Source organism: Haladaptatus pallidirubidus, from assembly GCF_020700235.1.
Taxonomy (GTDB): Archaea; Halobacteriota; Halobacteria; order Halobacteriales; family Haladaptataceae; genus Haladaptatus; species Haladaptatus pallidirubidus.
Genome location: NZ_CP085301.1, coordinates 209,960 through 236,222 on the forward strand (window position 1 = coordinate 209,960; position 26,263 = coordinate 236,222).

At 59.4% G+C, this 26,263-nt stretch carries 31 protein-coding genes, 2 tRNA genes and 2 pseudogenes; 23 read left to right on the plus strand and 12 right to left on the minus strand.

The genetic code is table 11. The features are described 5' to 3' along the window. Positions 1-56 precede the first annotated feature (56 nt). Entirely contained in the window at positions 57-824 is a 768-nt protein-coding gene (locus LIX15_RS01220) for a TIGR04282 family arsenosugar biosynthesis glycosyltransferase (protein ID WP_227775695.1), read from the plus strand. Positions 825-871: 47 nt separating this feature from the next. Here LIX15_RS01220 and arcD read toward each other — a convergent pair whose 3' ends face one another. Beyond that, positions 872-2,317 carry an arginine/ornithine antiporter ArcD gene (arcD, locus tag LIX15_RS01225; RefSeq protein ID WP_227775696.1) on the minus strand — a complete coding sequence of 482 codons (1,446 nt, stop codon included), beginning with the start codon at positions 2,315-2,317 and terminating at the stop codon, positions 872-874. Between the two features lie 146 nt (positions 2,318-2,463). On the opposite strand from arcD, the gene LIX15_RS01230 reads away from it, so the two are divergent. Together LIX15_RS01230 and LIX15_RS01235 are read left to right on the plus strand one after the other, a co-directional pair. Continuing rightward, a tRNA-Ser gene (locus LIX15_RS01230) sits at positions 2,464-2,546 on the plus strand. Continuing rightward, complete coding sequence (locus LIX15_RS01235) at positions 2,522-2,824, plus strand: hypothetical protein (protein ID WP_227775697.1); 303 nt, start codon at positions 2,522-2,524, stop codon at positions 2,822-2,824. Before LIX15_RS01230 ends, LIX15_RS01235 begins: the two co-directional genes overlap by 25 nt. A gap of 22 nt (positions 2,825-2,846) precedes the next feature. On the opposite strand, the gene LIX15_RS01240 is transcribed toward LIX15_RS01235, so the two are convergent. Next, positions 2,847-3,938: a malectin domain-containing carbohydrate-binding protein gene (locus LIX15_RS01240; RefSeq protein WP_227775698.1), complete on the minus strand. Its 1,092-nt coding sequence runs from the start codon at positions 3,936-3,938 to the stop codon at positions 2,847-2,849. 181 nt (positions 3,939-4,119) lie between these two features. Between LIX15_RS01240 and LIX15_RS01245 the strand changes: the two genes are divergently transcribed. Both LIX15_RS01245 and LIX15_RS01250 read left to right on the plus strand, forming a co-directional pair. Further along, positions 4,120-4,779, plus strand: a complete 660-nt coding sequence (locus LIX15_RS01245; protein WP_227775699.1) for a helix-turn-helix domain-containing protein — start codon at positions 4,120-4,122, stop codon at positions 4,777-4,779. Between the two features lie 61 nt (positions 4,780-4,840). Beyond that, a complete protein-coding gene (locus tag LIX15_RS01250) occupies positions 4,841-5,161 on the plus strand; it encodes a DUF5785 family protein (protein ID WP_227775700.1) in 321 nt (106 codons plus the stop codon). A gap of 23 nt (positions 5,162-5,184) precedes the next feature. Here LIX15_RS01250 and udk read toward each other — a convergent pair whose 3' ends face one another. Then, positions 5,185-5,934 carry a uridine kinase gene (udk, locus tag LIX15_RS01255; RefSeq protein WP_227775701.1) on the minus strand — a complete coding sequence of 250 codons (750 nt, stop codon included), beginning with the start codon at positions 5,932-5,934 and terminating at the stop codon, positions 5,185-5,187. 209 nt (positions 5,935-6,143) lie between these two features. Here udk and LIX15_RS01260 point away from each other — a divergent pair, with 209 nt between their 5' ends. The 4 genes from LIX15_RS01260 (at position 6,144) to LIX15_RS01275 (ending at position 10,425) form a co-directional block, all read left to right on the plus strand. Then, entirely contained in the window at positions 6,144-6,902 is a 759-nt protein-coding gene (locus tag LIX15_RS01260; RefSeq protein WP_227775702.1) for a GTP cyclohydrolase III, read from the plus strand. A 97-nt stretch (positions 6,903-6,999) separates the two neighbouring features. Beyond that, positions 7,000-7,560, plus strand: a complete 561-nt coding sequence (locus tag LIX15_RS01265) for a CBS domain-containing protein (RefSeq protein WP_227775703.1) — start codon at positions 7,000-7,002, stop codon at positions 7,558-7,560. Between the two features lie 101 nt (positions 7,561-7,661). Then, positions 7,662-8,993, plus strand: a complete 1,332-nt coding sequence (locus tag LIX15_RS01270) for an ABC transporter substrate-binding protein (protein WP_227775704.1) — start codon at positions 7,662-7,664, stop codon at positions 8,991-8,993. Positions 8,994-9,180: 187 nt separating this feature from the next. Further along, complete coding sequence (locus tag LIX15_RS01275; protein ID WP_345410678.1) at positions 9,181-10,425, plus strand: ABC transporter substrate-binding protein; 1,245 nt, start codon at positions 9,181-9,183, stop codon at positions 10,423-10,425. Between the two features lie 79 nt (positions 10,426-10,504). Here LIX15_RS01275 and LIX15_RS01280 read toward each other — a convergent pair whose 3' ends face one another. From LIX15_RS01280 to LIX15_RS01295, 4 genes are read right to left on the minus strand one after another with little or no spacing between them, the layout of a single operon-like run. Then, positions 10,505-11,212, minus strand: coding sequence for an ABC transporter ATP-binding protein (locus tag LIX15_RS01280; protein ID WP_227775706.1), 708 nt, complete (start codon positions 11,210-11,212; stop codon positions 10,505-10,507). Further along, on the minus strand, positions 11,212-12,045 hold the full coding sequence (locus tag LIX15_RS01285; RefSeq protein ID WP_227775707.1) for an ABC transporter ATP-binding protein: 834 nt from the start codon (positions 12,043-12,045) through the stop codon (positions 11,212-11,214). The genes LIX15_RS01280 and LIX15_RS01285 overlap by 1 nt, the downstream gene beginning before the upstream one ends. Then, the gene (locus LIX15_RS01290; protein ID WP_227775708.1) at positions 12,042-13,364 is read right to left on the minus strand and encodes a branched-chain amino acid ABC transporter permease; all 1,323 of its coding nucleotides are present in this window, start codon (positions 13,362-13,364) and stop codon (positions 12,042-12,044) included. Before LIX15_RS01290 ends, LIX15_RS01285 begins: the two co-directional genes overlap by 4 nt. Then, a complete protein-coding gene (locus tag LIX15_RS01295; RefSeq protein ID WP_227775709.1) occupies positions 13,361-14,476 on the minus strand; it encodes a branched-chain amino acid ABC transporter permease in 1,116 nt (371 codons plus the stop codon). The genes LIX15_RS01290 and LIX15_RS01295 overlap by 4 nt, the downstream gene beginning before the upstream one ends. 210 nt (positions 14,477-14,686) lie before the next feature. Here LIX15_RS01295 and LIX15_RS01300 point away from each other — a divergent pair, with 210 nt between their 5' ends. The 3 genes from LIX15_RS01300 (at position 14,687) to LIX15_RS01310 (ending at position 16,454) form a co-directional block, all read left to right on the plus strand. Beyond that, positions 14,687-15,886: a phosphoglycerate kinase gene (locus tag LIX15_RS01300; protein ID WP_227775710.1), complete on the plus strand. Its 1,200-nt coding sequence runs from the start codon at positions 14,687-14,689 to the stop codon at positions 15,884-15,886. Further along, on the plus strand, positions 15,887-16,363 hold the full coding sequence (locus LIX15_RS01305) for a GNAT family N-acetyltransferase (RefSeq protein ID WP_227775711.1): 477 nt from the start codon (positions 15,887-15,889) through the stop codon (positions 16,361-16,363). A gap of 17 nt (positions 16,364-16,380) precedes the next feature. Then, a tRNA-Thr gene (locus tag LIX15_RS01310) sits at positions 16,381-16,454 on the plus strand. Between the two features lie 540 nt (positions 16,455-16,994). On the opposite strand, the gene LIX15_RS01315 is transcribed toward LIX15_RS01310, so the two are convergent. Next, positions 16,995-17,348, minus strand: a complete 354-nt coding sequence (locus tag LIX15_RS01315; RefSeq protein WP_227775712.1) for a hypothetical protein — start codon at positions 17,346-17,348, stop codon at positions 16,995-16,997. Between LIX15_RS01315 and LIX15_RS01320 the strand changes: the two genes are divergently transcribed. The 6 genes and pseudogenes from LIX15_RS01320 to LIX15_RS32675 all read left to right on the plus strand — a co-directional run bounded on the left by LIX15_RS01320 (position 17,333) and on the right by LIX15_RS32675 (position 19,864). After that, positions 17,333-17,647 carry a hypothetical protein gene (locus LIX15_RS01320; RefSeq protein WP_227775713.1) on the plus strand — a complete coding sequence of 105 codons (315 nt, stop codon included), beginning with the start codon at positions 17,333-17,335 and terminating at the stop codon, positions 17,645-17,647. The genes LIX15_RS01315 and LIX15_RS01320 overlap by 16 nt on opposite strands. A gap of 137 nt (positions 17,648-17,784) precedes the next feature. Then, positions 17,785-17,973: a hypothetical protein gene (locus tag LIX15_RS01325; protein WP_227775714.1), complete on the plus strand. Its 189-nt coding sequence runs from the start codon at positions 17,785-17,787 to the stop codon at positions 17,971-17,973. Continuing rightward, the gene (locus tag LIX15_RS01330; protein WP_227775715.1) at positions 17,970-18,416 is read left to right on the plus strand and encodes a PH domain-containing protein; all 447 of its coding nucleotides are present in this window, start codon (positions 17,970-17,972) and stop codon (positions 18,414-18,416) included. The genes LIX15_RS01325 and LIX15_RS01330 overlap by 4 nt, the downstream gene beginning before the upstream one ends. Positions 18,417-18,767: 351 nt before the next feature. Further along, the gene (locus tag LIX15_RS01335) at positions 18,768-19,160 is read left to right on the plus strand and encodes a hypothetical protein (RefSeq protein ID WP_227775716.1); all 393 of its coding nucleotides are present in this window, start codon (positions 18,768-18,770) and stop codon (positions 19,158-19,160) included. A gap of 36 nt (positions 19,161-19,196) precedes the next feature. Further along, positions 19,197-19,695: pseudogene (locus LIX15_RS01340) on the plus strand (macro domain-containing protein). Between the two features lie 43 nt (positions 19,696-19,738). Next, positions 19,739-19,864, plus strand: a complete 126-nt coding sequence (locus LIX15_RS32675; RefSeq protein ID WP_265338398.1) for a hypothetical protein — start codon at positions 19,739-19,741, stop codon at positions 19,862-19,864. Between the two features lie 65 nt (positions 19,865-19,929). Here LIX15_RS32675 and LIX15_RS01345 read toward each other — a convergent pair whose 3' ends face one another. The 4 genes from LIX15_RS01345 to LIX15_RS01360 form a co-directional block, all read right to left on the minus strand. After that, positions 19,930-20,223: a hypothetical protein gene (locus tag LIX15_RS01345; protein WP_227775717.1), complete on the minus strand. Its 294-nt coding sequence runs from the start codon at positions 20,221-20,223 to the stop codon at positions 19,930-19,932. Beyond that, positions 20,220-20,672, minus strand: coding sequence for a thioredoxin-dependent thiol peroxidase (bcp, locus tag LIX15_RS01350; RefSeq protein WP_227775718.1), 453 nt, complete (start codon positions 20,670-20,672; stop codon positions 20,220-20,222). Before bcp ends, LIX15_RS01345 begins: the two co-directional genes overlap by 4 nt. A gap of 41 nt (positions 20,673-20,713) precedes the next feature. Beyond that, positions 20,714-20,884, minus strand: coding sequence for a hypothetical protein (locus tag LIX15_RS01355; RefSeq protein ID WP_227775719.1), 171 nt, complete (start codon positions 20,882-20,884; stop codon positions 20,714-20,716). 91 nt (positions 20,885-20,975) lie between these two features. Beyond that, positions 20,976-21,197, minus strand: coding sequence for a helix-turn-helix domain-containing protein (locus LIX15_RS01360; protein ID WP_227775720.1), 222 nt, complete (start codon positions 21,195-21,197; stop codon positions 20,976-20,978). Between the two features lie 145 nt (positions 21,198-21,342). Between LIX15_RS01360 and LIX15_RS01365 the strand changes: the two genes are divergently transcribed. From LIX15_RS01365 to LIX15_RS01385, 5 genes and pseudogenes are all read left to right on the plus strand, one after another. Then, complete coding sequence (locus LIX15_RS01365; RefSeq protein WP_227775721.1) at positions 21,343-22,056, plus strand: DUF7500 family protein; 714 nt, start codon at positions 21,343-21,345, stop codon at positions 22,054-22,056. Between the two features lie 66 nt (positions 22,057-22,122). Beyond that, complete coding sequence (locus LIX15_RS01370) at positions 22,123-22,581, plus strand: chemotaxis protein CheW (RefSeq protein WP_227775722.1); 459 nt, start codon at positions 22,123-22,125, stop codon at positions 22,579-22,581. Between the two features lie 120 nt (positions 22,582-22,701). Next, positions 22,702-22,905, plus strand: a pseudogene (locus LIX15_RS01375) (response regulator); the annotation flags it as partial. 314 nt (positions 22,906-23,219) lie between these two features. Further along, complete coding sequence (gene glmS, locus LIX15_RS01380) at positions 23,220-25,040, plus strand: glutamine--fructose-6-phosphate transaminase (isomerizing) (protein WP_227775723.1); 1,821 nt, start codon at positions 23,220-23,222, stop codon at positions 25,038-25,040. Between the two features lie 88 nt (positions 25,041-25,128). Further along, on the plus strand, positions 25,129-26,088 hold the full coding sequence (locus tag LIX15_RS01385; protein WP_227775724.1) for a polysaccharide deacetylase family protein: 960 nt from the start codon (positions 25,129-25,131) through the stop codon (positions 26,086-26,088). The last annotated feature ends 175 nt before the right edge of the window (positions 26,089-26,263 follow it).

Below are 26,263 nucleotides of genomic sequence, written 5' to 3' on the forward strand. Positions count from 1 at the left end.
TGCAGACGGGGCATAAAATGGTGGCTTTCAAGGCCGTCCCGCGCCGACTGCCGAGTATGACCACCATCGCCGTGCTGGCCGATCCGCCGCGCGAGGGGTTCGTTCTGCCGGAACTTGCGGAATCGTCCCCGCTCTCCGAATCCGAAGTAACGGAACTGTACGCCGAGATGCTGAAAGATACGTTCGTCGCCGCCGCAAAAAGCGGCGGCGATTTGCTGGTCAACTATCGCCCCGACGACGCGATTCCGGACGAGTTCGGGAGCGAGACGGGTTCGGAGGACGAACTCCGGAAACTGGCTGAGGAAGCGCTTGCGGACGTACCGCTCGACGAAGACGAGGAGGTTCGCTTCGAGGTGCAAGTCGGCGAGACGTTCGCGGGTCGCGCCGGTAACACGGCGACACACCTGCTCCGAGAGGAGGACGTCGATTCGGTCGCAATCGTGGACGGAACCGCCCCGACGCTGACGCGCAAAGACCTCGACAGCGCGGCGATGAAACTCCGCCGGAGCGAGATCGTCCTCGGGCCCGCCGAGGACGGACGCGCGTACTTCGTCGGCCTGAAGGACACCATCGACTTCACCGACGCCTACGCCACGCCGGAACTGGAAACCCTGACCGAGAAAGGCGTCGATGCTGGCCACGAGGTCGATTTCCTTCCGACGATGACGAGCGTGCGGACGGGCGAAGATTTGCGTTCGTTGGTTCCCCTGCTGAACGCGCGAATCGCCGCCGGTCGAATCGTGCCGGTCAACACGGCGACGTATCTCCACGAACTCGGTTTGCGCGTCGAGGAAGCGAACGGCAAGCGCGAAATCGTGCGGTAGGAAAATAGCTCAGGAAACGACTCGCTCGGTGAGTGCGAAAACGGACGTCAGTCCGCGGTCGAAGGGGATTTTCTGCTTTCGGACGGAGTTCCGATTCCCAGTCCCGATGCGGCCATCGCAAACAGGATGAGGGGCGAGAGGAAGCCGAAGAAGTAGTATGGCGCGTACTGGAGCGTCGGAACGCCCAGCGCCGCCGCCATGTACACCGCTCCGGCGTGCCACGGAATGAGCGCGCCGGTCGGCGTTCCGGCGGCCTCGACTGCCCGCGAGAGGTCTTTACTTTCCAGCCCGTACTCCTCGTAGAGATTTCTGAGCGTCATTCCAGGGACGACGATGCTCATGTACTGTTGTGCCGTGAGGACGTTCGTGAGCATAGCCGACGCACCGGTTCCGGCGACCAGTCCGCCGACGCTGCTGACTTTCTTCGAGAGGTGGTGTGCGAGCACTGCCAACGTGCCCGTCGTCTCCAGCAAGCCGCCGAGGGTGAGCGCCGCGACGACGACGCTAATCGTCCACGCGGAGCCTTCGATACCGCCGCTCGCCAGGAGGTTGTTCACCATCTCCATTCCCGTCTCCGGGCTGGTTCCGCCGAGGAGCACCTGCCACCCCTCGGTGAACGACCGACCTTGAACGAGAATGGTCACGCCTGCCCCGGAGAAGACGCCCGCGATGAGCGACGGAAGTGCGGGGTAGCCGCGCAGTGCGAGTCCGAAGGTGACGACCAACGGGAGGAAGACGAGCAATGAGAGCGAGTAGGTACTCGTCAGCGCGGTTTGGATCTCGCCGACGCTTCCGGTCGAACCGCCGCTAACCGACTGCAATCCGAGGACGGCGTAGCCGAGAACACCGATTCCGAACGCGAGGATGGTTCCGGTTCGCATTCCCCGAATGTGGTCGTAGAGGTTGGTGTTGGTCACCGCCGCCGCGAGGTTTGTGGTGTCGGAGAGCGGCGACTGTTTGTCACCGGCGTAGGCTCCCGAGAGGATGGCACCTGCGGTCATCGGGGCGGGGACGCCGAGTCCGGAGCCGATGCCGATGAACGCCACGCCCAGCGTTCCCACGGTGGTCCACGAGGAACCGATGGAGAACGCGACGAGGCCCGACAACACCGCCGTCACGGGGAGGAAGATGGTCGGCGAGAGGAGTTGGAGGCCGTAGTACATCAGCCCCGGAATCGTGCCGGAGCTAATCCACGTCGCGATGAGCGCGTAAATCGTGAACAGGATGAGGACAGCCTGCAAGCCCATCAGGAGACTGTCCGCGACGCCGCCGTACAGGTCGTCCCACGACATTTCCAATCCGTAATAGCCGACCAGCCCGGTGAACGCGATAGCCCACAGCAGAGGAATGTGCGGATCCATCTTCAGCCAAGCCGAGCCGACGCCCAAGAATACGACTGTCGCGAAAACCGGCAGGAGCGCCAGTCTCAGCGACGGCCGCCGATTCTCCGGTAGCTCCGCATACGTGAGGGGTTCGAAATCCAGTGACGCCATCGTACCCGTTCCGATGCACCAGGAGAATTAAACAGTTATGATTCAATGTCTGTGGGTAATCGTCGGACGAATAATCTATTCGTCCCGATACGTCGCCGAGGAGAGACCGACAGTTCTTAAACCCGGTATCCAGTAGAGTGCGGTGTGGTGGGATGGCAGAGCGGCCTATTGCGCCTGCCTTGAAAGCAGGTGGCGTCATGCCTCATGGGTTCAAATCCCATTCCCACCGTTTTCACACGACTATTCGGCGAGCGAACGCTCCGTGGAGCGTTCGCTCGCCAGTCAGGAGAGTACACCGTGCGCTCATTTTTATCTATCTCCGACAACCTTCAAGTCGAGAATTGCGACGTGATGCCGGAACCGCTCCGGACTCTGGGACACAAAACACCGCCCCACAGCCCTTACACCGATTGGTTCCTCCGCCCGGTACAGTATCCGGACATGCTTGCCGTCGCGCATTCACGCCCGGTGCATGTCGGTTTCCGCCGAACAACCGGGGAGGGATGACACAGTGATAATTCCGAGGACGCTATCGAGATGACCGAAACGCCGCCGAAACCCGAAACTCGTGCGCACCCGTTGGACGAATATCGCGAGTCGGTGTTTCGAGAGTGGAATCGTCGAGCGAGAGCGCGGGCGTCGAATCCGGAATCGACAACTCGTTCCACCAATCATCCTCATTCCACTCGTCGTTTCCGTCACTCCGGTCATCTCGACCGTCGCCCTCGTTGTCCCAGTTATCCTCGCCGTTGGCAGTTCGGTCGTTCTGTGCGTTCCCGTTTCCGCGGTCTACCCGAACGACCTCGATTCCGGAGAGCATCGGATCTTCGACTTCGTGCAGGAAGCGCACGTCAATCGTGCCATCCTTCGGTTCCACGGCGAACGATTTCACGGTTCCCCTGTCGTGACCCAGTTCCTCGTACATGTCGTAATCGTCGAGAACTCGCTTTCCTTCGATTTCGACGTCGAACTTTCGCGGTCCCTTCTCGTCGTAGTCGTTCCAGTCGGAGTTACCGAAGTACGACTCGACGAAGTAGAGGCGGACGACGTACTTGCCACCCTCGACCGGGAACCGGTACTGCATCTCGGTGTCGTCGCTGAAGTCGTTGGGGTTGTTGGCGTCGTATCGCCTGCTCTGGAAGACCGCTTCGGGCGTTCCCCGTGGAACTGACGATGTCGTTCCGATTCGGTCGTTCGTCGTGTTCGTGTGACTGCCGCTTTCGCGCGCGTTCCCGAACCGGGATGGACGCTGTTCGGAGTCCCGATCCCAGTCGGGACTGCCGTCTGACATCGGTATCCGCGGGCCACCGACATTGACGCGGTAAAGCACGGTCTTCTCGGACGGTCGCGCTGTGGTCGTCTGCGTCGTTGTCGTAGTTGTCGTCGTTTGCGGTTGCTGCGTCGTCGATTGTGACGATTCCGTCGTGGACTGCTCGGTCGAGGTTTCGGTCGGCTGTGTAGTTTCCGTCGTCGTGACTGTCGTTCCGTCGTCCATTCCGCCCGACGGCGACCCGAGGATACCCGGAATCCCCGCAACGATAATCATCCCGGCGACGAAAAAGACCAGACCACCACCGATGAGCGCTCCGTGAATGAATCCACCCGATGACGCGCCTGACATGCTTCTCAAATCCCCCTCGCGTGCGGCACCATGACCCGTCTTCACCGTTCTACGGAGTTAATTATACACCTGTTAAAGTGCAATTCCCTCGAACTGTTTCGCCCGAAATTACCACGGCTATTTAAAGTCGCATGAATCCGCAAGCAGAAAAGCGAACTGGGTGCACTTTCATCTCGCTCGGGTGAGTACGATTGCCGAAATTGCACTCCCGGCGAGCGAGTTTGCGCTCCGCGAAACGTTCTCCCGAATCCCCGGAGCCAAATTCGAAATCGTGGGAGTCGTTGCGCACGATACCGAACGCGTTATGCCGCAGATGCAGGCGATAACGTCGGATATTGCCGTTCTCCAGTCGGTGCTGACGACTGACTCGTCCGTCACCGATTGTACCGTTATCACGTCCCGCGGCAACCGCGGACTCTTCTGGATGAACTGGTGTGAACGCGTTCGAGAAGTCGTTTACCTTCTAGCGAAAAACGAGACGACCGTTCTCGCCGCGAGCGCGGCGACCAGCGAGTGGCAGTTTCGAATTCAATCCGAAGACCGAGATGCGTTTTCGACCGTGTACGAATCGTGTCGCGACGCTGGATTCCCTGTCGAGGTGAAAAACGTACACGAGCAGACGACACTACTCAAAGATTCGCGTGGACTCACGACACAGCAGTACGAAACGCTACAAACCGCAATCGACCGCGGTTACTACGACATTCCACGGAACGCGACGACGGAAGACCTCGCGGAGGAGTTGGGGGTTTCACATCAAGCCATCTCGGAGCGACTCCGTCGCGGCCATCGCAGTCTCGTCGAACACGGTCTTTCGTCGCCGAAGAGCGACAGCGCGTGAGTATCGTGCGCATCGATGACGGAAGGGAATCCTTTTCGTCCCCCCGGACGGACGTGCGAACATGGACTGGCCCCACGACCCAGACGGCGAGGAAGGGAGCGAGGGCGGACGGAAGTACGGTCTCGCAATCCTCGCGAAGAAACTGGACGAAGACGAGGATTTTCCCCTTTCGAGCGAGGAGTTCGCCGAGGAACACGCAGACGAACCGATTCGAATCAACTACAAGAAAGTCGTGAGTGTCGCCGACATCTTCGACCACGTCGAACCGACGGAGTTCGAGACCATCGTGGAGTTCCACCGCGGCGTCGGTGCCGCGATGCGCTCTGGTGGCTTCTGGGACTACCACCCGGTCGGCGAGAATCCCGAAAAGAAACGAGCCTGAAAACAGCGGACTAGCGAACCCGATTACTCCCGGTTTTCCGCCGAATGCCACCGCTCCCCGCTACCGCCAGGTGTCGCGGTGGTTGGCGCGCGTCGGGTACTCTTGTCGGGGCGGTCGTCGGAAAGGTTCAGTTCTTCGTCAACGTTCCACGTCGGGTGCGTACGGGCTTCCGCTCTGACTTTCTCTTCGAGGAGGTTGACGGCGACCCGATTCGCACCTTCCGGAATGATGAGGTCGGCGTGTTTCTTCGTCGGTTCGACGAACTGCTCGTGCATCGGTTTCACCGTCGAGAGATACTGGTTCATGACGCCTTCGAGGTCGCGTTTGCGCTCCACCACGTCGCGCTCGATCCGGCGGAGAATTCGAACGTCGGCGTCCGTCTCGACGTATACTTGCAAGTCCAGCATCTCGTTAATTTCCGAATCGTAGAGGGCGAGGATGCCTTCGAGAATCACCACGTTAGTCGGTTCGGCGGTGACGCACTCGTCTTTTCGGTTGTGAATCGTAAAATCGTACTGCGGCATCTTGATGGGTTGGCCGGACAGAAGTTCATCGAGATGGTCGCGGAGCAGTTCCCATTCGAACGCCGAGGGATGGTCGTAGTTAACCTCCGCGCGCTCCTCGAAATCGAGGTGTGAGAGGTCTTCGTAGTAGTTGTCCATCGGAATACGAGTGACGGAGTCGCTCACGGCCTCGGTAATCTCGCGGGTAACGGTGGTTTTTCCCGCGCCGGTGCCCCCTGCGATGCCGATAACGAACGACGGAATGGTCATTGTCGGGTCACTCTCGGGCAGTCGCTTCAATTGCTCGGAACGAAAATCAGTGCGTTGCTCGATATTTAAATTCTGCCATCATTTTGGCGGGTGAGAACCCGGCGAATCGTAGCGAACGAGCTGTCGCCACGTCCTACGGTTCTCATTTTTGAGATGCAAATCACGATTAGGACTCCTTATAATCCAGAAGCGCAAACCCACAGCTAACAGTGACGAACGCCCAGATTACGTTGGTTCAAATCGACAACTACGGCCCGTGGACCGTGACACCGGAACCGCGCCGGGAAGTAGACCTACAGACGCTCCAATCGCGTCTGTACGCCGACCTCTCCCAACTCATTGGCAATCGGCAGGGCTACGTCTTTTTCACCCGGTTCGACAACATGATCGCGGTGACCAACGGCCTGTCGATGGACGACCACGCGCTCGTACAGGAATCGGTCGGGAACCGCTATCCGGTGACGGTCAGTCTCGGTGTCGCCACCGGAACCAACCCCGTGCAGGCGCTCGCCGACGCAACCGAACAGTTGCAGGACGCGGGAAGCGCACAGGATAAGTCGCGGCGGGAAATCCTTCGCGGACGAACCGTCGACGAGGAGTTCCGAACCGACGACGACGTCCAAATCGCTCATTTCGACGTGAACGACATGACCGGCAATTTCACCGACGAGGTGAACGCCTTCGATTCGTTCATCCACATCGAACAGGGCTACGCGGAGCTGATGAAGTACATGCGAGAGGCGCACGATTCGCTCTCCTTCTTCGTCGGCGGCGACAACGTCATCGCAGTCTGCCCGGAGCTGGACGAAGCCGCTTACGAAGACGCCATTCAACACGTTCGAGAGACGGAGAAAGTCGAGTTGAAGGTCGGTGTCGGGAACGGTCGAGTTCCGCAGGACGCCGGAATGTCGGCAAAGCACGCGCTTGAAACGTGTCGCGCGGACGGCAGTAGCGTCGAATTCCACTAGCGGACTGGGATCCGACGGTGGGCCGTAGTTATTCGCGCGACGCGGGAATAAAGGTGCCGGGGATAGCTTTTAGCATAGTTGTGTCAAACGTTCACATATGGACGCTGAAGTCACAATCCGGGATATGATGACCCGCGAATACGTGGGCGTTAGTGAATCTGACTCCGTTCTCGGCGCAGTGCAACTCATGCAGACGGAGGATGTGGGGTGCGTCGTCGTCCTTCGGGGACGCGAACCGGTGGGAATCATGACCGAATCGGACGTGCTCGACCTCGTCGCGGACGAAGGGGATCCCGCCGAAACCACCGTTGCCGACGTGATGACGAGTCCGGTCGTCTCGATGCGGGCAGACCGCAGTCTCGCCGATGCCGCGGGTGTGATGGCACAACAGGGTATCAGACGACTCGTCGTTACCCGCGACGACGAAATGGTCGGCCTGCTCACCGAACGCGACGTGATTTCCGCCTCGGCATCTCCGTCGAGCATCACGTCGGCCCCCGACCCCGGCGTCGATGCCGAACTCGTCGGAACGATGGAGACGAACGGCGGCGACACCGAATACGAAGGCCAAAGCATCTGTGAGGTCTGTGGAAAACTCACGCGAGAACTGGCGAACGTCAACGGACAATTGGTTTGTATCGACTGTCGCGAGTACTAGATAGCTCGATTACATTTTCTGGAACTAGAGTCGATTTGGACGAATTTTAAAAATCCCGAAAGGTAGATTTATATCCCAAGAGTCGATACCCATCCCTATCCATGAGATATGGTATCGAACGGCGTGACGTGTTGAAGGGTGTCGGAACTGTCGGAATCGCCGGTCTCGCTGGCTGTATCGGCGGTGGCGGCGCTGGTGACGGAGACGGTAACGGAAATGGAAACGGCGGTGATAACGGCGGCGGCCCCGACGTTATCAACGTTATCGGCTATCCGCAAAGCGGTATCCAACTCTTCCGCGATTACTACAAAAACACCGACGGGAGCCACGATATCATCGTTCCCGACGGACTGCTTGACGCCGACCTCCCGAAGGAGGTGAGCGACGACATGCAGAACGTCACCGGAACCGCTCCGGCGGCCTCCGGCCCGAACCAGGATGCGTTCACGCAGATGTATCGCGACGAGTACGGAAGCGCGCCGGGCGTGTTCACGGCCCATTCCTACGACGCGGTCGCTATCCTCATCCTCGCCAACGCGGCGGCGGGTGCGAACGATGGTCAGAAGATACGCGACCAGATGCGCCGGGTCGCCAACCCCGGCGGACAGGAGTTCGGCCCGGAGAACTTCGTCGAGGCGGTCGAGGCCGCGGCGCGCGGTGAAGACGTCAACTATCAGGGTGCGTCCAGCGTGGTCGATTTCAACGAAAAAGGCGACCCGGCTTCCGCGGCCTACGACGTGTGGAAGTTCGCCCCGGACACGGATGCTGGGTCCGAAACCATCGATACAATTACCTTCGACGGTGACGCTGGCGGCGACATGGCGGACAGTTCGCCCGGTGGCCAAGATCGCGAAATCATGGTCGGCATCTTGCTCCCGGAAACCGGCGACCTCGGTTCGGTCGGGAGTCAGATGATTCAGGCGGCGAACCTACCGGTTCAGCAGGTGAACGACGCGGGAACCAACGTGACGGTTAAATCACAAGTTGAGGACTCACAAACCACGAAGCAAGCCTCGCTCTCCGGTGCGAACGCGCTCGTCAGCGCTGGGTACCCGGCCATCTGTGGTCCCGCCTCCTCCGGTAACTTCATCCCGGTGAGCAAACAGGTGTTTACCAAACAGAGCATCGTCGGCTGTTCGCCGTCGAGCACCGCGCTCACGGTGACGAACTTGGAGGATAACGATTACGTCTTCCGGACGGCCCCGAGTGACCTGCTTCAGGGCCAAGTAATGGCGCAGGTCGCCGCCAAACGACTCGGCGGAAGCACCGCTTCGACGCTATTCGTGAACAACAGTTACGGCCAGCAGTTGTCCGATAAGTTCTCCTCGTCGTTCACCGAGGAACAAGGAGGCGAAGTCCTGAACAAAGTGTCGTTCAACAAGGGCGAAAACTCCTACACCTCCGTCATCAACAAAGCGACTGATTCGAACTAACTCCGTTTCCCTGCTCGACGCCGTTCCGCGGAAATGATACGCGGTTCTAACTGCTGTTGTATCGGCGACGAAAGGATTAATCGACCGAAATATATAACGATAGTTTGGGGTAGATTTTTCTTGCAGAACGACGACAGTTCCTCCGGGTATGAGTCAAAAAATCGACCGTCGCACCTACCTCCGGGGGATGGGTGGCGCAGGTGTCGCGACGACCGCCGGCCTGATGGGAACCCTCCAGCAGGACGGCGGCCCGGATATGCTCACTATCATCGGCTATCCGCAAAGTGGCATTCAGTTGTTCCGTGACCTGTACGCAACCGGACAGAGCCTCGACGTTCTTGTCCCGGACGGCCTGCAGTCATCGACGCTTCCGCAAGAAGTCGGCAACGACATGCAGAACGTCACCGGAACCGCACCCGCCGCCGCCGGCCCGAACCAAGAGGCGTTCAACCAACTGTTCCAAGACCAGTACAACCAACCGCCGGGCGTTTTCACCTCGCAGTCGTACGACTCCGTCGCAATCCTGATTCTGGCGAACGCCGCCGCAGGTGAGAACTCCGGGTCGGCCATCCGCGATCAGATGCGCCGAATCGCCAATCCCGGCGGACAGGAGTTCGGTCCACAAAACTTCGTCGAGGGGGTTCGCGCCGCGGTGAACGGCGACGATATAAATTATCAAGGGGCATCGAGTACGACCAACTTCGACCAAAACGGCGACCCCGCCGCGGCTTCCTACGACGTGTGGAAGTTCGCGCCGCAGACCGAAGATGGCGTCAGAACCGTGAACACGCGCCGATTCGAGAGCAACGCGGGCGGGCCGAGCGCGGACAGCGCACCCGGCGGCACCGGTCGAACCATCAGAGTCGGCATCCTGCTTCCGGAAACCGGCGACCTCGGTTCCGTCGGGACGCCGATGATTCAAGCGTCCAGACTCCCGATTCAGCAGGTGAATCAGTCCGACCTAGACCTCCAAGTCGAAACGCAGGTCGAGGACACGCAGACCGACAGACAAGCGTCGCTGTCGGGCGCGAACGCGCTCATCAATGCCGGATATCCTGCCATCTCCGGGCCGGCGTCTTCGGGCAACAATATCCCGGTTGCGAGCGAGGTGTACATCCCGAACGAAATCGTCGGCTGTTCGCCGTCCAGCACGGCAATTACCGTCTCGCGCTTGCAGGACAACGATTACGTCTTCCGGACGGCCCCGAGCGACCTGCTTCAGGGCCAAGTAATGGCGCAGGTCGCCGCCGAACGACTCGGCGCGCAGTCCGCGTCCACCCTGTTCGTGAACAACGACTACGGCCAGCAGTTGTCCGAGCAGTTCTCGCAGGCGTTCCAGCAAGACCACGATGGACAGGTCAACAACCAAGTCGCGTTCAACATCGGCGAATCGTCGTACACGTCGGTTATCAATCAGGCGTTGGGCGGATAGTCGATTGGGGAAAATCGACCCCGCCGACGGTTTTTGACTATCGATTACTGTAAAATTGAAACTCGAACCGAACGAATTCTTAGCCGCCGAGGAACTCCTGTCTAACCTCGTCGTCGGCCAGCAGAGCGTCTCCCGTATCCATGAACCGGTTGCCACCCTGCACGAGAACGTAGCCGCGGTCGCACCGTCGCAAGGCCTCCTTCGCGTTCTGTTCGACCATCAGAATGGCCGTTCCGGAGTCGTTAATTTCGTCCACCTTGTCGAACATCTCGGTGACCAGGTCGGGAGCCAATCCCGCGCTGGGTTCGTCCAGCATCAACAGGTCGGGGTCGAGCATCAGCGCCCGTCCCATGGCAAGCATCTGTTGTTGACCGCCGGACATCGTCCCCGCCTTCTGGTCTCTCCGTTCGTGGAGAATCGGGAAGCGGTCGAACACCTCGGCGAGCGCGTCTTCCGGAACCTCGTCCAGAATGTACGCGCCCATCTCCAAGTTCTCCTGCACGGAGAGCGACCCGAACACGTTGTCGTTCTGTGGGACGTAGCCGAGTCCCAAATGGATGATGTCCTCGGGCGTTTTCTGCTGGATTTCCGTTCCGTCGAAGCTGACCGTCCCGCCCATGTACGTCGTCAGTCCGAAGACGGATTTCATCACGGTCGATTTCCCCGCGCCGTTCGGCCCGACAATGGTGACGTATTCGCCATCTTCGACGCGCATATCCACGTCGTCGAGGATTTGGAGGTCTTCGCCGTACCCCGCGTCGAGGGCGTCGATTTCGAGCAGCGCCATTAGACTTCGTCCCCCAGATAGGCGTCGATAACCTGCTCGTTCGAGCGAATTTCCGCCGGTTCGCCCTCGGCGAGCACCTTCCCTTGATGCATGACGATAACGCGTTCGCAGTTGTTCATGATGACGTCCATATCGTGTTCCACGAGCAGGAACGTGTAGCCACGTTCGCGTAGTTCGTGGACGTGTTTCAGCAGTTTTTTCTCCAGCGACGGGTTGACCCCCGCCAGCGGTTCGTCCAACAGCACCATCTGCGGATCGGTCATGAGCGCCCGCGCCATCTCCAGCAGTTTCCGCTGGCCGCCGGAGAGGTTACCCGCGTACTCCCCCGCGAGATGGTCGATTTCGAAGAAGTCGAGCATCTCCCACGCGCGTGAGAGCACTTTTTCTTCCTGTTGCTCCACGTTGCCGCGAAGCCCCGGCGTCACCGACCGCCAAAGCTTCTCGCCGTCCTGCCCTTTCGGCGCGAGCATCATGTTTTCGAGTACCGTCATCTCCGCGAGTTCTCGAGCGATTTGGAACGTCCGTACCAGTCCTCGATTGGCGATTTGGTACGGTCGCTGGCCGGTGATGTCCTCGTCGTCGAAGTACACTGCGCCGCTGTCCGGTTGGTAGACGCCGGTGATGAGGTTGAACGTGGTGGATTTTCCGGCCCCGTTCGGCCCGATGAGTCCGGTGAACGACCCCTGTTCGACGGAGAACGTTGCGCCGTCAACCGCCGTAATCCCGCCGAACGTCTTCCGGAGGTTTTCGATGCGAAGCGGCGTTTCGCTCAAATCGGTCGCATCACGGCTGATATCGAGCGTTTCGGTCTGTTCGGATTCGCTCGCGGTCATCTCTCGTCACCTCCCTCGACGCCGCCGTCGGTCGCGGGTTTCGGTTCCGGCGTGCTGCCACCGCGCGGCCGCGAAAGCGGGATGCTCGCGGCCTCTTCCTTGCGGTGACCGAGCACGCCCTCCGGACGGCGTTGCATTATCCAGATGAGCACGGCGCCCATGATGACCAACTGCAACGCGTTGATGTTGTTGATGGCGTAGGCGACGAACGGCGTGACGTTGCCCGCGAATAGCGGCCCGACCGCGTCGCCGAACGTGTTCGGCGACGCGGAGACGCTGTACACCTCTCGAATGATGTTTTTCAGGTACAGCGGCCCTTGGAACAGCAATCCAGCGAACACCGCCGCACCGAGGACGCTTCCGGTGTTCGACCCCGCGCCGCCGATGATGAGCGCCAACCAGACGAAGAACGTCACCTGCGGTCTGAACGAGGTCGGAGTGATGGCACCCTGCCGGAGTTGCCAGAGGATACCCGCCAGTCCCATCAGCGCACAGCCGAGCATGAACGACTTGATTTTGAACCGGTCGGTGTCCTTACCGAGAGCGTTCGCCACCTCTTCGTCCTCGCGGATGGCTTTGAGAACCCGTCCGAAAGGTGACTCTCCGGTTCGCTTGAGCAACCAGTAGAACCCCGCGACGAAGCCCATCAGGATGATTGCGTAGGTCAGCGAATCGAGCACCGGCCCGATATTGCCCCCTACGAGCGGATTTAGCGCGTCTTCGACCGCCGCGTAGGGGCCGCTGTCGAACAGCGGTTGCAACGGGTCGTCGTAGTTCAACAGCAGACCGCGACCGCCGCCGGTTCCGAGGTTTTTTCCGAACAGCGTGACGTTCTGGAACTGGTTCGACATCACGGTGAACCGGACGATTTCGGACATCGCGATGGTTACGATGGCGAGATAGTCGGCCCGTAACCGTAACGCCGGAAGCGCGATGAGCAAGCCGAGGAGCGCCGCCGCGAGCATTCCGGCGATGATACCGACCCAAAGTGGCAGGCCGAGACCGGAGACGGTCGCGGCCCCCGCAGTCGCGCCCGCGGGCGGTTTCGAGACGATGGCCATCGTGTACAACCCGACAGCCATGAAGCCCGCGATACCGATGTTGAACAGCCCGGTGTACCCCCACTGCAAGTTGAGCGCGAGCGCCAGCATTCCGTATACTGCGATGAGGAACGTGAGGCGCGCGAGGGAGTTCAACTGGCCGCGGAACGAGTAGCCGAGCGCCGACCCGGCCAGAAGGTACAGCGCGTACAGTCCGAGAAGCGCGCCGATGATGAGCACCGTGTCGTTGATTTCGAAGTCGCGGATACGTGCGCTCATGCGGTCGTCCTCCCTGCGAACAGTCCCTGCGGCTTGAACAGCAAAATGAGAATCATCATCCCGAACGCGGCTGCTCGACCAAACTCACCCGGAATCCAGATGATGGCTAAGTCCCACGTTAATCCGATGACCAATCCGCCGAGAATCGCGCCGTAAATCGACCCGATGCCGCCGAGGATGACCGCGGCGAAAATCGGGAGCAAGAGGAGCCAGCCGAACTGGAAGTCGATGGTTCCCGTCCACAGAACCATCAGGTAACCGGCGACCCCGGTCAGGCCGCCCCCGATTATCCACGTCCAGCGAATGACGCGCTCGGTCGGAATCCCGGTGATTCGCGCGAGGTCTTCGTTGTCGGCCATGGCGCGCATCGCCTTGCCGAGTTTCGTCCGTTGGAGCAGGACGTGAACGCCGAGCATCAGCCCTACCGTCGAAACGAGAAGGGTAAAGTCGTGTGCCGTCACGGGAACGGTTCCGTCCCAAAGTAAAAGCTGCCACGAGGGAATCTCCTGTGACGCCGTCGTTCCGCGGTTCTGTGTCGAGAAAACGAACACGATGAGGTATCGAAGCATGAACGCGACGCCGACACTGGTGATGAGCAGCGTGATACCGCCTGCATCACGCATCGGTTTGTAAACCACGCGGTCGATGAACAGTGCGAGTGCAATGGTTCCCAGTCCGGCGAGGATTAGTCCTAAAACGACCGCGACCGGCGTCGTCGCAATCGTGATGTTGAGGTCGCTCGCGTACACCGTTCCGCCAGCACCGACTAGCAACAAGCCGGGGAGGCTGGATTGACCCAATCCGGAAACGAGGTAGGTCACCGCCCAGCCCGCGAATGCGCCGCTCGTGATGTAATCGCCGTGCGAGAAGTTGGCGAAATTCAGAATGCTGTACGTCATCGAAAGCCCGATTCCGGCGAGACCGATAATGAGTCCGCGCATGAGTCCGCTCCAGACGAGGGAACCGATGTCGGACACGAGTAGGTCTCCGGATAGCAGGCGGCTTACGAAATCCACGACGAGAAGCGCCGCAAACAGACCGACGACCACGAGTAGTGGCCGCTCGACCACGAGGCGTCGCCCACGTGAATAGGTTTCATTTACGCCGTCCATTGGTAACTCTCCACACGATAATCGGTTCCGGTCAAACTATTAAACCTTTCCGACAGAGTCGTCGGTCGAATTTCGGTAACGGCGGCATACTTCCGATTGTTCGACAGTTATGTCCGATTCTTTTGTTTTCCAGCTGTTTACTCGGAACCGTGTTTATTTCCAGTGACGATTACCGACACACATATGCCGAGGGGTGTTGGAGGCACAGGTATGCCTGTTCAGACCCTTGACGACCTCGCCGTCCAAGGGACGACCCTCGGCGTGCGCATCGACATCAACAGTCCGTTGACCGAGTCCGGTGACCTCGCCGACGACGCGCGACTCCGGGCGCACGTCGATACCCTCTCCGAACTGTTGGAGCGCGGCGGAAAGGTTGCGATTCTCGCCCACCAGGGAAGACCCGGAAGCGACGATTTCGCAAGCCTCTCGCCGCACGCGGAGCGTCTGGACGAACTGCTGTCCTATCCCGTCACCCACTGCGACGCGACGTTCTCCGCGGACGCGCGAAAGGCGGTCGGAAACCTGCGCGAGAGCGAAGCGGTCGTTCTCGAAAACACGCGTTTTTACAGCGAGGAGTACATGGAGTTCCCGGCGGAAGAGGCCGCCGAAACACATCTCGTCGACTGTCTTACCCCCGAACTCGACGTCTACGTCAACGACGCGTTCGCGGCCGCCCACCGCTCACAACCCTCGCTCGTCGGCTTTCCGACGCGACTTCCAGGCTACGTCGGCAGGGTCATGGAAAGCGAACTCGACGTCCTCGGCGACATCGACGCGACGCCGCGTCCGCGCGTGTACGTCGTCGGCGGTGCGAAGGTGTCCGATTCCATCGCCGTCGCCGAAAACGTGTTGGAGCGCGACCTCGCCGACCACGTCCTGACGGCGGGCGTCGTCGGCAACGTCTTCCTGTTCGCCGACGGTGCGGACCTCGGCGACGCCAGCGCGGACTTCATCCACGACCAAGGGTATTGGGACTACATCGACGACGCCGCCGACCTCCTCGAAACCTACGGCGACAAGATTCACCTGCCGAAAGACACCGCGGTCGAACGCGACGGCGAACGCGTGGAAATCACGCGTAGCGACTTCCCACCGAACGAAGACGAGGCCGCGATGGACGTCGGGGACGCCACCATCACCGCCTACTCGAAGATTCTTCGCGACGCGGGAACCGTCATCCTCAACGGACCAGCTGGCGTGTTCGAGGACGACACGTTCGCCGACGGAACCCGCGAACTGTACACCGAGGCCGTGAACGCCGAGTACAGCATCGTCGGCGGCGGCGACACTGCGGCCGCGATTCGGAAATTCGGCCTTTCCGGTTTCGACCACGTCAGCACGGGCGGCGGTGCGTGTCTCCGGATGTTGACCGGCGACCCGCTCCCCGCGGTGAAAGCGCTCTCACGATAGATGGTCACGATAGAAGCGGCGACGAGCGCGGACATCGACGCCATCACCGACCGCTGGGTCGAGCTCGCGCGCGACCAGCGCGCCCACGGTTCGCACCTCATGCCGGATGAAAACCGCGACACCATCCACGACAGCGTCGCTCGCCACGTCATCGAAAACAGCCTGTTCGTCGCCCGCGATGAGGGCATCGTCGGGTTCGTGATGTTCAACCTGCAATCGGGTATGTACGAACAGGCGACAACTCGCGGCATCATCCAAAACGTCTACGTTGAACCCGAACACCGCGATTCGGGGATCGGTTCGGAGCTGTTGGACGCCGCCGAAAAAGCGCTCGTCGAGCGAGGGGCCGAACGATTGGCCTTGGAAGTGATGGCGAAGAACGAAAGCGCCCGAAGACTGTACCGAAGCCGGGGGTACGAACCGCACCGAATCGAACTGGAAAAATCGCTCGAAAACGATAACCACTCAAAGGAGTAGCCATAATCACCACGTGCGCCAAGGGAGCTTGGGTGGTTCAAGCACTCGATTTGTAATCGAGAATACGTGGGTTCAAATCCCACCCTTGGCTTGAATCCTTAGGTTCAAATCCTCTACTTACGAGTATTGCGGCATACGATCGATTCTCGTATCGTAGGGATCAGAACCCGAAGTTCAAAGCCACACTAAATCCGGTGACAGCGTCGGGAGAGGTGGCACAATGACACCCGCACCCGAGGGGATCCAGGGTGCAGAGTGTTTCCTATGCAGTACGGCACACGAAGCATCCGGTGAGTCATTTATTTGCCGCGACTGTATTGATGAGCACGTATCCGGCGACGATTCCGTTTCTGACGATCAGGGTGTAAATGCAACTGACGACGAACAGGGGTCAGGTACATGGGCGAGTGCTGATTTCACCGCGCCGGAGTCGGGCGTTTACTCACCAGATCGGTTAGAACTCACCCAATGGATGGGCCGCGCCGGGAAATCAGGAAAACAACCATTCTCGCCATGGGCGAATCCTGATCACCCTGAAGCCGATGCTGATGAAGATGCCCGATGGAAGTGGGGACTCACCGAAAATTACGTCGATGGTGAGGCTATCACGATGGCTGAAGATGACCCGCGACTAGAAGGGCGGGTGTTCATCCAACAGGCGGACGACCCGTTTATATTCGGCGGCGGCGACGACGTCCGCTGTCCCGAGACAGGCGAGGTACACCCCGAGTTCATCCGTGTCCTGAATGAACTCGGTATCACGTACGCGGACGTGAGTGTCTCCGAAACCGGCATCCACGCCGACTACCGAGGAGAGCTCCTTGACGGACTGAAACAAGCGACGTTCGCCATCGACGGCGAGGCGTGGGGAGCGAATGACGACGTCCCGGAAATCGAGATTTACCCCGGCAAGCACGTGTGCGTGGATACGGGCAAACACGTTCCGGGGACACCACTGGAAGTGCGTGAGTGCAACGCCGATCACTCCACGACATTCTCGACGAGTTCGACCAGCTCCCCGAGCCGATTCCGGAACCGGCCGTTGAACACGAGGAGTTCGACAGTGAGGACTACACGCCGGACGCGACAGCCAGCGACGAGACGGCCGACGATATTCGAGACGTGTTTGCGGCGCTCGACTACCTCGATGCCCAACGAGTCGCGGCCCGAACGATCGTCCACCGCTGGAATGATAACGCGTCTACGAGCGACGGAAAGCGTGCGTTCGTACCAACGTGGGGGACGAATCTCGTCTCTCCCTTCAAGGTTAGCATGTTGTACTAACGCGCAGATTGGCCGGTTCGCCGTCCTCAGGGAAGTGGAACTCGTCTCCTCAAACCATTCGCTGCCTCTAACCCGGGGGGTTTCACGCCAACAATCGGTAAACGACCACCATCGAGTTGTTCGGCGATGATTGTACAATGTCGGAGGAGCTTCTCATGTCGATAGTCGGTGTACTGTTGAGCGAGCAAGTTGAGTCGGTCACTGAACGTAAGGACGATGTCACGGTCGTCAGAGGCGATCTTGTCACTGGATTCGACTCGGTTCGTCCGCAAATCGTGAAACGGTCGCCCGCGCGGGTGTTGCACATGCATTTCTTTCGGATGTGATAAAAAACTTATATTACGGTCTGCTCGGACCGCTGTGGGCGGCTAGCATCGCGGGGATTCTCGCGGTCGGGCGCGAACTGTGGTGGATGGCCAGGATGATGGCCGTTACGACGGTTCTGCTCGCCGCTGCGTTCGTCCCGGTGAAAACCGCGGAGTACGTCGCCGAATACGGTCACATGACGTACCGCGTGTACGACGACGAAATCGTCGGGTACGAGGAGTGGTTGAACGAAGTGCAGTGGCGACTCGGATTTGGGGACGTAGCGGAGGTTTCGACCCGGCAGAGACGTATCGACCGCCGACTCGGAACGCGGACGATCGAACTCGCCGGAAAGAGCCGTCTGGATAAAAACGGACGCGGCGAGGGGAACCGGGTAGTTCGACTCGCCAACCTTCCCGACGGGCACCTCCTCCGGCGAGAATTGGAGCGCCGCATCCGATAGTCTCCTCGTCCACGTTTCGGCCATCGGCTGATTTTACCGTGACGAATCCGCGTTCGGCTCTCTCGTATCGGAACAGTTTTTCAACTGATATCACCCTCATTCTAACTTTCGCGCTCGGCGACTATAACGGCGTAATTTGATGATGTTTTCCAGACTATTTTCTGCTGATTCACGGGACTCAACCGGATACATTTTCACTACAAAAACGACAAGTACAGACGACACAATCCCTTGACGGACAGAATTAATCGGCTCTTAACGTCGTATCCCGCGTTGTGAACTGTTGTTAGCCGCTTGACCGCCTACAACTATCGACCGGTTTTATACCGATAGGATGCCTGTTCGTTTTCCATGAGCCGCACCCAGAGCGTCCCCCTCTGGATGGCATCTCCCGAGGAGTTCCGGAGTACGCTAAAGATGGTGTTGAGTACAGCGTACAAAAACGATCGCCGGTTCGACCGCTCGTGGACGTTCAGCTATCCAGACGACGACCTGTCCGACCTGATGGTCGAGATTACGCATTTGGAAAAGGGCGGAACGGAGGTAATGATGAATCCACCGCAGCCGACGAAGCCGCCGGAGCAGGCCGTCGTCAAGGATTTCCGCGACGTGCTCGGCGACCTTCTGTTGAAGGGCCACCATCGAGGAATCGAGTTCGACCGCTCGTGGACCCTGCGCTACCCCGACACCGACCACCCCGACCTGATGGTCGAAGTGACGCACGTCGAGGAGCGATTCGAGTAACCCGAATATTTTGATTGCGGACGATGTACCGTCGGTATGGAATTCGACGTCGTTCGAGGAGACATCGCAAAACAGAACGCGGACGTACTCGTCAATGCCGCGGGCACCAGTTTTCGAATGGGAAGCGGAATAGCGGGCGCACTTCGACGTGGAGCGAACGGCCCGATAAACGACGAAGCCACTTCCAAAGTCCGTAAAACTCGGCGAGGTCGCGGTGACCGACGCCTACGAACTCGACGCGGAATACGTCGTCCACGCCGCGGCGATGCCTCACTCCGGCGATGGACTAGCGATGACCGAAAGCGCCCGTGATGCGACCCGAAACGCGCTCGAAACCGCCGACGAACTCGGTGCAACGTCGCTCGCACTACCGGCACTCGGTTGCGGTGTCGCCGGATTCGCCCTGCGCGAGGGGGCGCGAATTATCGGCGAAAAAATCCTGCGCTTCGACCCCGAATCGCTCGCGGACGTTCGGTTCATCGCGTACGGCGAAGGCGAGTTCGAGACGATACGAACCGTCTCGAACTCGCTGTGAAGTACGAAACAGAACATAGATATTTTTCCGAAAACAGTCACCCGTGACCGCGTTCAGTTACTCCGACCACGTGCTGTTGACGACGAGCCATTCGATTCCGAGCGCGAAATCATTCGATGCGGACGCGATCGAGTTCGTGGACGAATCGCTGGCGCACAAGGTGGGATGAACGTCAAAATGTCCGTGACGGTAGTATCGTTCAGATAGTGATTTTCCACGGCATCTACTTTCGTCTTAGGAGTCGTCTAACTCCATATCCTCTTCCGCATCTCCCGACCCGATACCGAGCGTGGCAGCGGTTTCGATGGCGTCCAATCCGTCGATTTCACAGAGGTCGGCGACGGATTCCTGCGGAACGACGACCCGAAGGGTTTCGAACGCGAGTTCCGCATCGACTTCGCCGCCGACTGCCTCGACGCGCGATTCGACCCCTTCGGAGTCTACATCGCCCAATCGAAGCACGAGCGCCACGGATTCGTCTCGCGGTTCATCGCGCATCCTGCGAACCGGATGTGAGAGATACGTCATTCGAGCGTCGAGAGGATTTCTTCGGCGTGGCCATCGGGCGATACGTCCGCGAAGACGCGTTCGATTCGTCCGTCGGGGCCGACGACGAACGTGTTTCGATAGACGCCGTCGAAGGTGTTACCGAACATATTTTTCTCGCCGTAGGAGTCGTAGGCGCTGGCGACCTCGCCGGATTCGTCGCTGAGCAGTTCGAACGGAAGGTCGTGTTTCTCGCGGAATTTGTCGAGGTCGGAAACCGGGTCGTCGCTGATCCCGAGGACGGGAACGTCGCGTTCCCTGAACTCGTCCCACGAATCGCGGAAGCCGCACGCCTCCGCGGTGCAACCGGGGGTGTCGGCGCGGGGGTAGAAGTAGACGACCACTCTACCGTCGAAACTGTCGAGCGAGACCGTTTCTCCCGCGTGATTCGGGAGTTCGAACGATGGTGCCTGCTGGCCGGGTTCGAGCATAGGTGGTCGCTTCGAAGTGAGCGACGAACTGCGTTACGAAGTCATTCGCCGGCGACGACGAACGTGCGCCCGCCTTTGCGTTCGAGATGAACCGCACCTTCCTCGGTTGACGCTCGGACGTACGCCGCGACTTCGCTGGCGGAGAGTCCGGATACCTCTGCTGAGTTCCACGGTCGTCTCTTTGACTGCCCCGTTTCTGTTTCGACGTTCATGTTTGACGATTGTCCGGTTAACTATTGAAGCCCAGCCTAGCGGAGTGAAAGTGAAAGTAGTCCGAAAACAGAAGGAGGACGAGCAGTCCGACTAATTCGATAGCGTAACCGTGTCGCCCTCCTGTTCGACGAGGTCGCGCTCGCGCAGGGTTCGGACGATGGTGTAAAGTGACATTTTCGGCAGACCCAAACCGTTCTGCAGTTCGTCCAGCGTCGCGGTTCGCGTCGTCGTGAGGTATAGGTAGACGAGTTTTGCGCGGGGGGAAGCCAGTTCGTCGGGCATCGGCGCGGTCGGTGAGGCTCTGATACTCATGTGATGCGGAGCAAGACATTCGACAATAATAAAGCTTCGTGACGACAATTGTCGAAATAACGTGAAGGGTCTGTTTCTCGACCCGTATTCTCACGGAAGGGAATTGCTGGTGATTTTATGTGACGACCCGTGGTAGCGGACTCGCATGGGTCCAGCGCGGAACGAATCCGAGACGGAGACGGGAAAAGTCCTTTCGGCGGAGGAACTTGACATCGAGAACAGTGAGAACGTCGTCGAGCTGGACGAGGGACGGTACGTCATCGGTGCCGAGGGACAACCGTCGGTAACGAGCGTCCCGGACGAGACAGGAAGCGCGTCCGCATCCGCGTCCGATTCAGCATCCTCACCGCCAATGCAGTCCTCCGATTCTGGTGCGCCGACTGCATCTACGCCCGGATCTGCACCGGAAGCCGAATCCCCGCCGCAGGGACTATCCGTTGAAGCGGCTGAAACCGGCTCGCAACCGCCGCAGACACAGCAAGAGCCGAACATCGACTCACGCGACGTTCGCAGATGGTTGGAAGAAGACTTAGACGACGTGGACTCGCGCTACGGGTTTCATATCTCCGCCAAATCCGAGGGGGCAATCGGCCACCAACAGCTGTTTTCCGACGACGTGGGCACCGTCTTCGACGGTCAACTCATGTGGTACGCCCAGCAAGTCGATAGAAGTACCGCGGTAGAGGACGTTCTCGGCATCCTTCTGATGGAGTCGAACGTCAGGGTGCGCTACTCGCCGCGCTGTTTCCACGGCGTCCTCGAAACGCACGGCCTCGCGCCGGACGACAGCATCGCCGACCTGTTCAAGGCGATTCGGGACGCGAACGGCGTCGTGTTCCCGCCGGAGACAGATGAGTAAATTATCCGTCGTGATAGCAGAGGGAGGGTTTTATGTTCCGGACTTCGATGTATAGACTAGCTGACTATGAGCGCAACGGAACAGGAACCTGTGGACGAAGACGAACCGGTCGCAGCGACGCAGGTCGTCGAATTTCGACTGGGCGACGACATCTGTGCGATAAATATCGACCAAGTGGATAGCATCGTGGAGGTAAAACGGGTCACGAGGATTCCCCGCACGTCCGACTCCATCGAGGGCGTGATGGATCTTCGCGGCGAAACGACTGCCATCATCGATCCGAAACGGTTTCTTTCGGTTGATTCCGACGAGCGGGGGGAGGGAGTTCTCGTCTTAGACCGTCCGGACGATAAACAGAAAATCGGTATCCGCGTGGATGAAGTCCTCGACGTGACGACGCACGCGGGGAAACACATCGACACGGGTGACGAGTTAGAAAACCTCAGCACCCAGGGAATCCGCGACCAAATTGCCCGCGGAATTATCCGGAAACCGACCGATGAGGGTCTCGACTTGGTTATATAGATCGATATTGACAAAATAATTGACAGCCTCAATTGAGTTCGTTAACCAAACATTAACTGTGATAATCACAGGGGAACATTTATTTACCGCCTTTCAAAGCCTCTCGCAGGTGAAAGATGAATGGCGAATGACGTACTAATTGTCGACTACTCAGAATTTATGCGGAACCTCCTGCGTGAGATTCTGGAAGAGAACTTCGAAATAGCTGACGAGGCCGAAAACGGCGTCGAGGCGGTCGAGCTATACAAGGAGAAACAGCCGGATTTCGTGATGATGGACATCGTGATGCCAATTCGAGACGGTATCGAAGCGACATCGGAAATCAACGTCTGAGACGGTACAGGCCGCAATCTATTTTTTGTAGTGGAGAGAGTACGACGGTCTTAGCACACCTAAGACCGGCCTTCGTTCTGTTCAGCGAGTGTATAACAAAGGTGGAATCCGGGTATTCGTAGATACTGTTCAGCCCTCGACAGCAGTCCTGTCGCGGCGCTCAGGACACGACAGAGGCGAGTTACCTATGAGATTTTCGAACGCTAGACAAACAGTAGGTCGGGGTCGCAACGCACAGCAGAACAAACGCCATCTTTCATCCGATCAGCAATGAGTATGAACGTCAGTTGGGGGGTGTCGCGCTGATGTGTGGAATCATCGCTCGCGTCGGCGAAACGGACGACGCCGTGGACGAACTGCTCGTCGGTCTGGAAAACCTCGAATATCGGGGTTACGATTCGGCGGGATTGGCAGTGAAAAACGGGCGTGGACCGACGGTGTTCAAGCGGGAAGGCCAGATTTCGAACCTCAAAGATTTGCTGGCAACCGAAGTTCCCGCCGGAGGTCTCGGTATCGGTCACACCCGTTGGAGCACGCACGGACCGCCGACCGACGCAAACGCACATCCGCACACCGGTTGCTCCGACCGCGTCGCGGTCGTTCACAACGGTATCATCGAGAACCACGACGAACTCCGGACGGAACTCCGCGAGCGAGGTCATACGTTCCAGAGCGATACCGACACCGAGGTCATCCCGCACTTGGTGGAAGAACAACTCGCGGACGGAGCGACACCGGAGCAGGCATTCAGGCGAACCATTCGTCGGCTTTCAGGGAGTTACGCCGTCGCAATGTTGGCCGACGATAGCGACGCCATCTACGCAACTCGTTCCGGGTCGCCCCTCGTGCTGGGTGTTCGGGACGGGAAATACTTCCTCGCCAGCGACGTGCCCGCGTTTCTGGATTTCACCGACGAGGTCATCTTCCTCGACGACGGCGACGTAGTCGTTATCGAACCGGGACAGCACGAAATCACGACCCTCGACGGAGAAGCTGTCGAACGTCCGACCCAAATTGTCGACTGGGATCCGGAAGACGCCGGAAAAGGCGGCTACGAGCATTACATGCTAAAAGAGATTCACGAACAGCCGACCTCTCTCCGGCAGACGCTTCGGGGGCGCGCGGATCCGACGACCGGGGATGTCATCCTCGAAGATTTCCCGTCGGGAACGTTCGAGGGGATTCGTCGCGTCCAGTTCGTCGCCTGCGGAACGTCCTACCACGCCGGACTCGTGGGAAGCCACTTTATTGGCAGTCGCGGGCTGCCAGCGCAGACGTTCCTCGCCAGCGAGTACGCCGTCTCTGCGCCGCCGGTCGATGAAGAGACGCTCGTCGTCGGCGTCACCCAAAGCGGCGAAACGGCGGATACGCTTTCCGCACTGCGGCGCGCCGAAGCCGGCGGTGCGCGGACGCTCGCCGTCACGAACGTCGTCGGTTCGACGGCGGCCCGTGAATGTGACGATGCGCTGTTCATCCGAGCCGGTCCCGAAATAGGCGTCGCCGCGACAAAAACGTTCTCCTCGCAGGTCGTCTCGCTTTCGCTTCTGGGGGAGCGACTCGTTCGGGACGCGGTCGGGCGACGAAGCGACGACGTTCAGGACGTCCTGTCCGCACTGTCCGACCTTCCCGACCACGTCCAACGGATTCTCGATTACACGAAAGCCCACCGAATCGCGAAACGATACTACGACTGCGATTCGTACTTCTTCATCGGTCGCGGGTCGGTGTACCCAGTTGCGCTGGAAGGCGCTCTCAAATTCAAAGAGATTTCCTACGAACACGCTGAAGGCTTCGCGGCGGGCGAGTTGAAGCACGGCCCGTTAGCGTTGGTAACACCCGCAACACCCGTGTTTGCGGTGTTCACCGGCCGCCACGACCGAAAGACGTTGAGCAACGTGAAAGAGGTCGAAGCACGTGGTGCGCCGGTGGTCGCGGTTGCCAGCGAAACCAACGAAGAAATCGTTCAGTACGCCGACGACGTGCTGACCATTCCCGACACTCACCCCGACGTTGCCGGTATTCTGGCCAACGTACAACTGCAACTGCTCTCGTACCATGCCGCGGCGCAGCTCGACCGACCCATCGACAAACCGCGTAATTTGGCGAAGAGCGTGACAGTCGAATGAACCGGACGGGTAAGCATCGATTACCCGTCCGAACCTATCTGAACGGTCGGCGCGGTTTAATCGCCCGCCGACCCCAGTTTCGATACGAATGAACGCCGTCGTACTCTCTCTAGACGCCGAACTCGCGTGGGGGTACCACGATCGCCCCGAGATTCCGAATTACGTCGAGAGCGCGCGAACCTCGTGGTCACGTCTCCTCGCGCTCTTTGACGAGTTCGACGTTCCAGCAACGTGGGCCGTCGTCGGTCACCTCTTTCTCGACTCGTGCGACGGAACTCACGCAGACCACGCAACGCCGACGGACGACTGGTTCGATCGCGACCCGGGTGGTGTCGCGGAGTGCCATCCGCGCTGGTTCGCAGACGGTCTCATCGAGGATATCGCCGCCGCGACCGCAGACCACGAAATCGCTTGTCACTCGTTTTCACACGTCGAATACGGCGACGAACGAACGACCCGGGAAATCGCCGTCGCCGAGGCACGGGACAGCCTCGAAATCGCGGACGACATCGGCTACGATTTGGAATCGTTCGTCTTTCCGCGAAACAGCGTGGGCCATCGGGACGTGCTCGCGGCCTACGGCTTTACCTGCTATCGCGGAACTAGACCCGAACTCTGGTACGACAACACCCGATTCCGGTCGTTGGCCAAATTCATCGACCGAACCGTGAGCAGGACGGGACCACCCCTCGTGACTCCCGAAACGGACGACTATGGATTGGTGAACGTTCCGGCTTCGATGTTCCTGTTCGGCTCCGAGAGTCGGGTTCGAAACCTCACCGAGGGCGTCTGGGACGACCCCCTCATCCGTTCGGCGAAGCGCGGCATCGACCGCGCCGCGGACGCCGAGGAGGGCGTCTTCCATCTCTGGATGCGTCCCGGAAACTTCACCGAGGAACACGATTTCGAGCGCCTGCGCGTCGTCCTTGAACACCTCGCCGAGCGACGAGACGAGGCGCGAGTGAAAGTGCTGACGATGGGTCAAGTCGCTAGCCGTCTCCGAGACGAAGACCCTACGACGACTCGAACCCCCATCGGCCCACGGTGACAGCGAAATCGAGTTTTTCGAATTTGTGTCCGTGTTGAGAGGTTACAAGAATTAATTCTGGTTGGTGTTAAATCGGGGAAAACTGGAGCGACTGCAACTGCAGCAATCACGTCTGCAAGCCACGCCCTCGCTCGTCGCTCGCTCCTTGCAGTCGCTCACTTCTCCTTCGTCCGTT

Bases quoted from the DNA above. Each gene is read 5' to 3' on its own strand.
- LIX15_RS01220 (WP_227775695.1), top strand. From the start codon at position 57: ATGACCACCATCGCCGTGCTGGCCGATCCGCCGCGCGAGGGGTTCGTT.
- arcD (WP_227775696.1), bottom strand. From the start codon at position 2,317: ATGGCGTCACTGGATTTCGAACCCCTCACGTATGCGGAGCTACCGGAG.
- LIX15_RS01235 (WP_227775697.1), top strand. From the start codon at position 2,522: ATGGGTTCAAATCCCATTCCCACCGTTTTCACACGACTATTCGGCGAG.
- LIX15_RS01240 (WP_227775698.1), bottom strand. From the start codon at position 3,938: ATGTCAGGCGCGTCATCGGGTGGATTCATTCACGGAGCGCTCATCGGT.
- LIX15_RS01250 (WP_227775700.1), top strand. From the start codon at position 4,841: ATGGACTGGCCCCACGACCCAGACGGCGAGGAAGGGAGCGAGGGCGGA.
- udk (WP_227775701.1), bottom strand. From the start codon at position 5,934: ATGACCATTCCGTCGTTCGTTATCGGCATCGCAGGGGGCACCGGCGCG.
- LIX15_RS01265 (WP_227775703.1), top strand. From the start codon at position 7,000: ATGGACGCTGAAGTCACAATCCGGGATATGATGACCCGCGAATACGTG.
- LIX15_RS01270 (WP_227775704.1), top strand. From the start codon at position 7,662: ATGAGATATGGTATCGAACGGCGTGACGTGTTGAAGGGTGTCGGAACT.
- LIX15_RS01275 (WP_345410678.1), top strand. From the start codon at position 9,181: ATGGGTGGCGCAGGTGTCGCGACGACCGCCGGCCTGATGGGAACCCTC.
- LIX15_RS01280 (WP_227775706.1), bottom strand. From the start codon at position 11,212: ATGGCGCTGCTCGAAATCGACGCCCTCGACGCGGGGTACGGCGAAGAC.
- LIX15_RS01285 (WP_227775707.1), bottom strand. From the start codon at position 12,045: ATGACCGCGAGCGAATCCGAACAGACCGAAACGCTCGATATCAGCCGT.
- LIX15_RS01290 (WP_227775708.1), bottom strand. From the start codon at position 13,364: ATGAGCGCACGTATCCGCGACTTCGAAATCAACGACACGGTGCTCATC.
- LIX15_RS01295 (WP_227775709.1), bottom strand. From the start codon at position 14,476: ATGGACGGCGTAAATGAAACCTATTCACGTGGGCGACGCCTCGTGGTC.
- LIX15_RS01300 (WP_227775710.1), top strand. From the start codon at position 14,687: ATGCCTGTTCAGACCCTTGACGACCTCGCCGTCCAAGGGACGACCCTC.
- LIX15_RS01305 (WP_227775711.1), top strand. From the start codon at position 15,887: ATGGTCACGATAGAAGCGGCGACGAGCGCGGACATCGACGCCATCACC.
- LIX15_RS01325 (WP_227775714.1), top strand. From the start codon at position 17,785: ATGTCGGAGGAGCTTCTCATGTCGATAGTCGGTGTACTGTTGAGCGAG.
- LIX15_RS01335 (WP_227775716.1), top strand. From the start codon at position 18,768: ATGAGCCGCACCCAGAGCGTCCCCCTCTGGATGGCATCTCCCGAGGAG.
- LIX15_RS01345 (WP_227775717.1), bottom strand. From the start codon at position 20,223: ATGACGTATCTCTCACATCCGGTTCGCAGGATGCGCGATGAACCGCGA.
- bcp (WP_227775718.1), bottom strand. From the start codon at position 20,672: ATGCTCGAACCCGGCCAGCAGGCACCATCGTTCGAACTCCCGAATCAC.
- LIX15_RS01355 (WP_227775719.1), bottom strand. From the start codon at position 20,884: ATGAACGTCGAAACAGAAACGGGGCAGTCAAAGAGACGACCGTGGAAC.
- LIX15_RS01360 (WP_227775720.1), bottom strand. From the start codon at position 21,197: ATGAGTATCAGAGCCTCACCGACCGCGCCGATGCCCGACGAACTGGCT.
- LIX15_RS01365 (WP_227775721.1), top strand. From the start codon at position 21,343: ATGGGTCCAGCGCGGAACGAATCCGAGACGGAGACGGGAAAAGTCCTT.
- LIX15_RS01370 (WP_227775722.1), top strand. From the start codon at position 22,123: ATGAGCGCAACGGAACAGGAACCTGTGGACGAAGACGAACCGGTCGCA.
- glmS (WP_227775723.1), top strand. From the start codon at position 23,220: ATGTGTGGAATCATCGCTCGCGTCGGCGAAACGGACGACGCCGTGGAC.
- LIX15_RS01385 (WP_227775724.1), top strand. From the start codon at position 25,129: ATGAACGCCGTCGTACTCTCTCTAGACGCCGAACTCGCGTGGGGGTAC.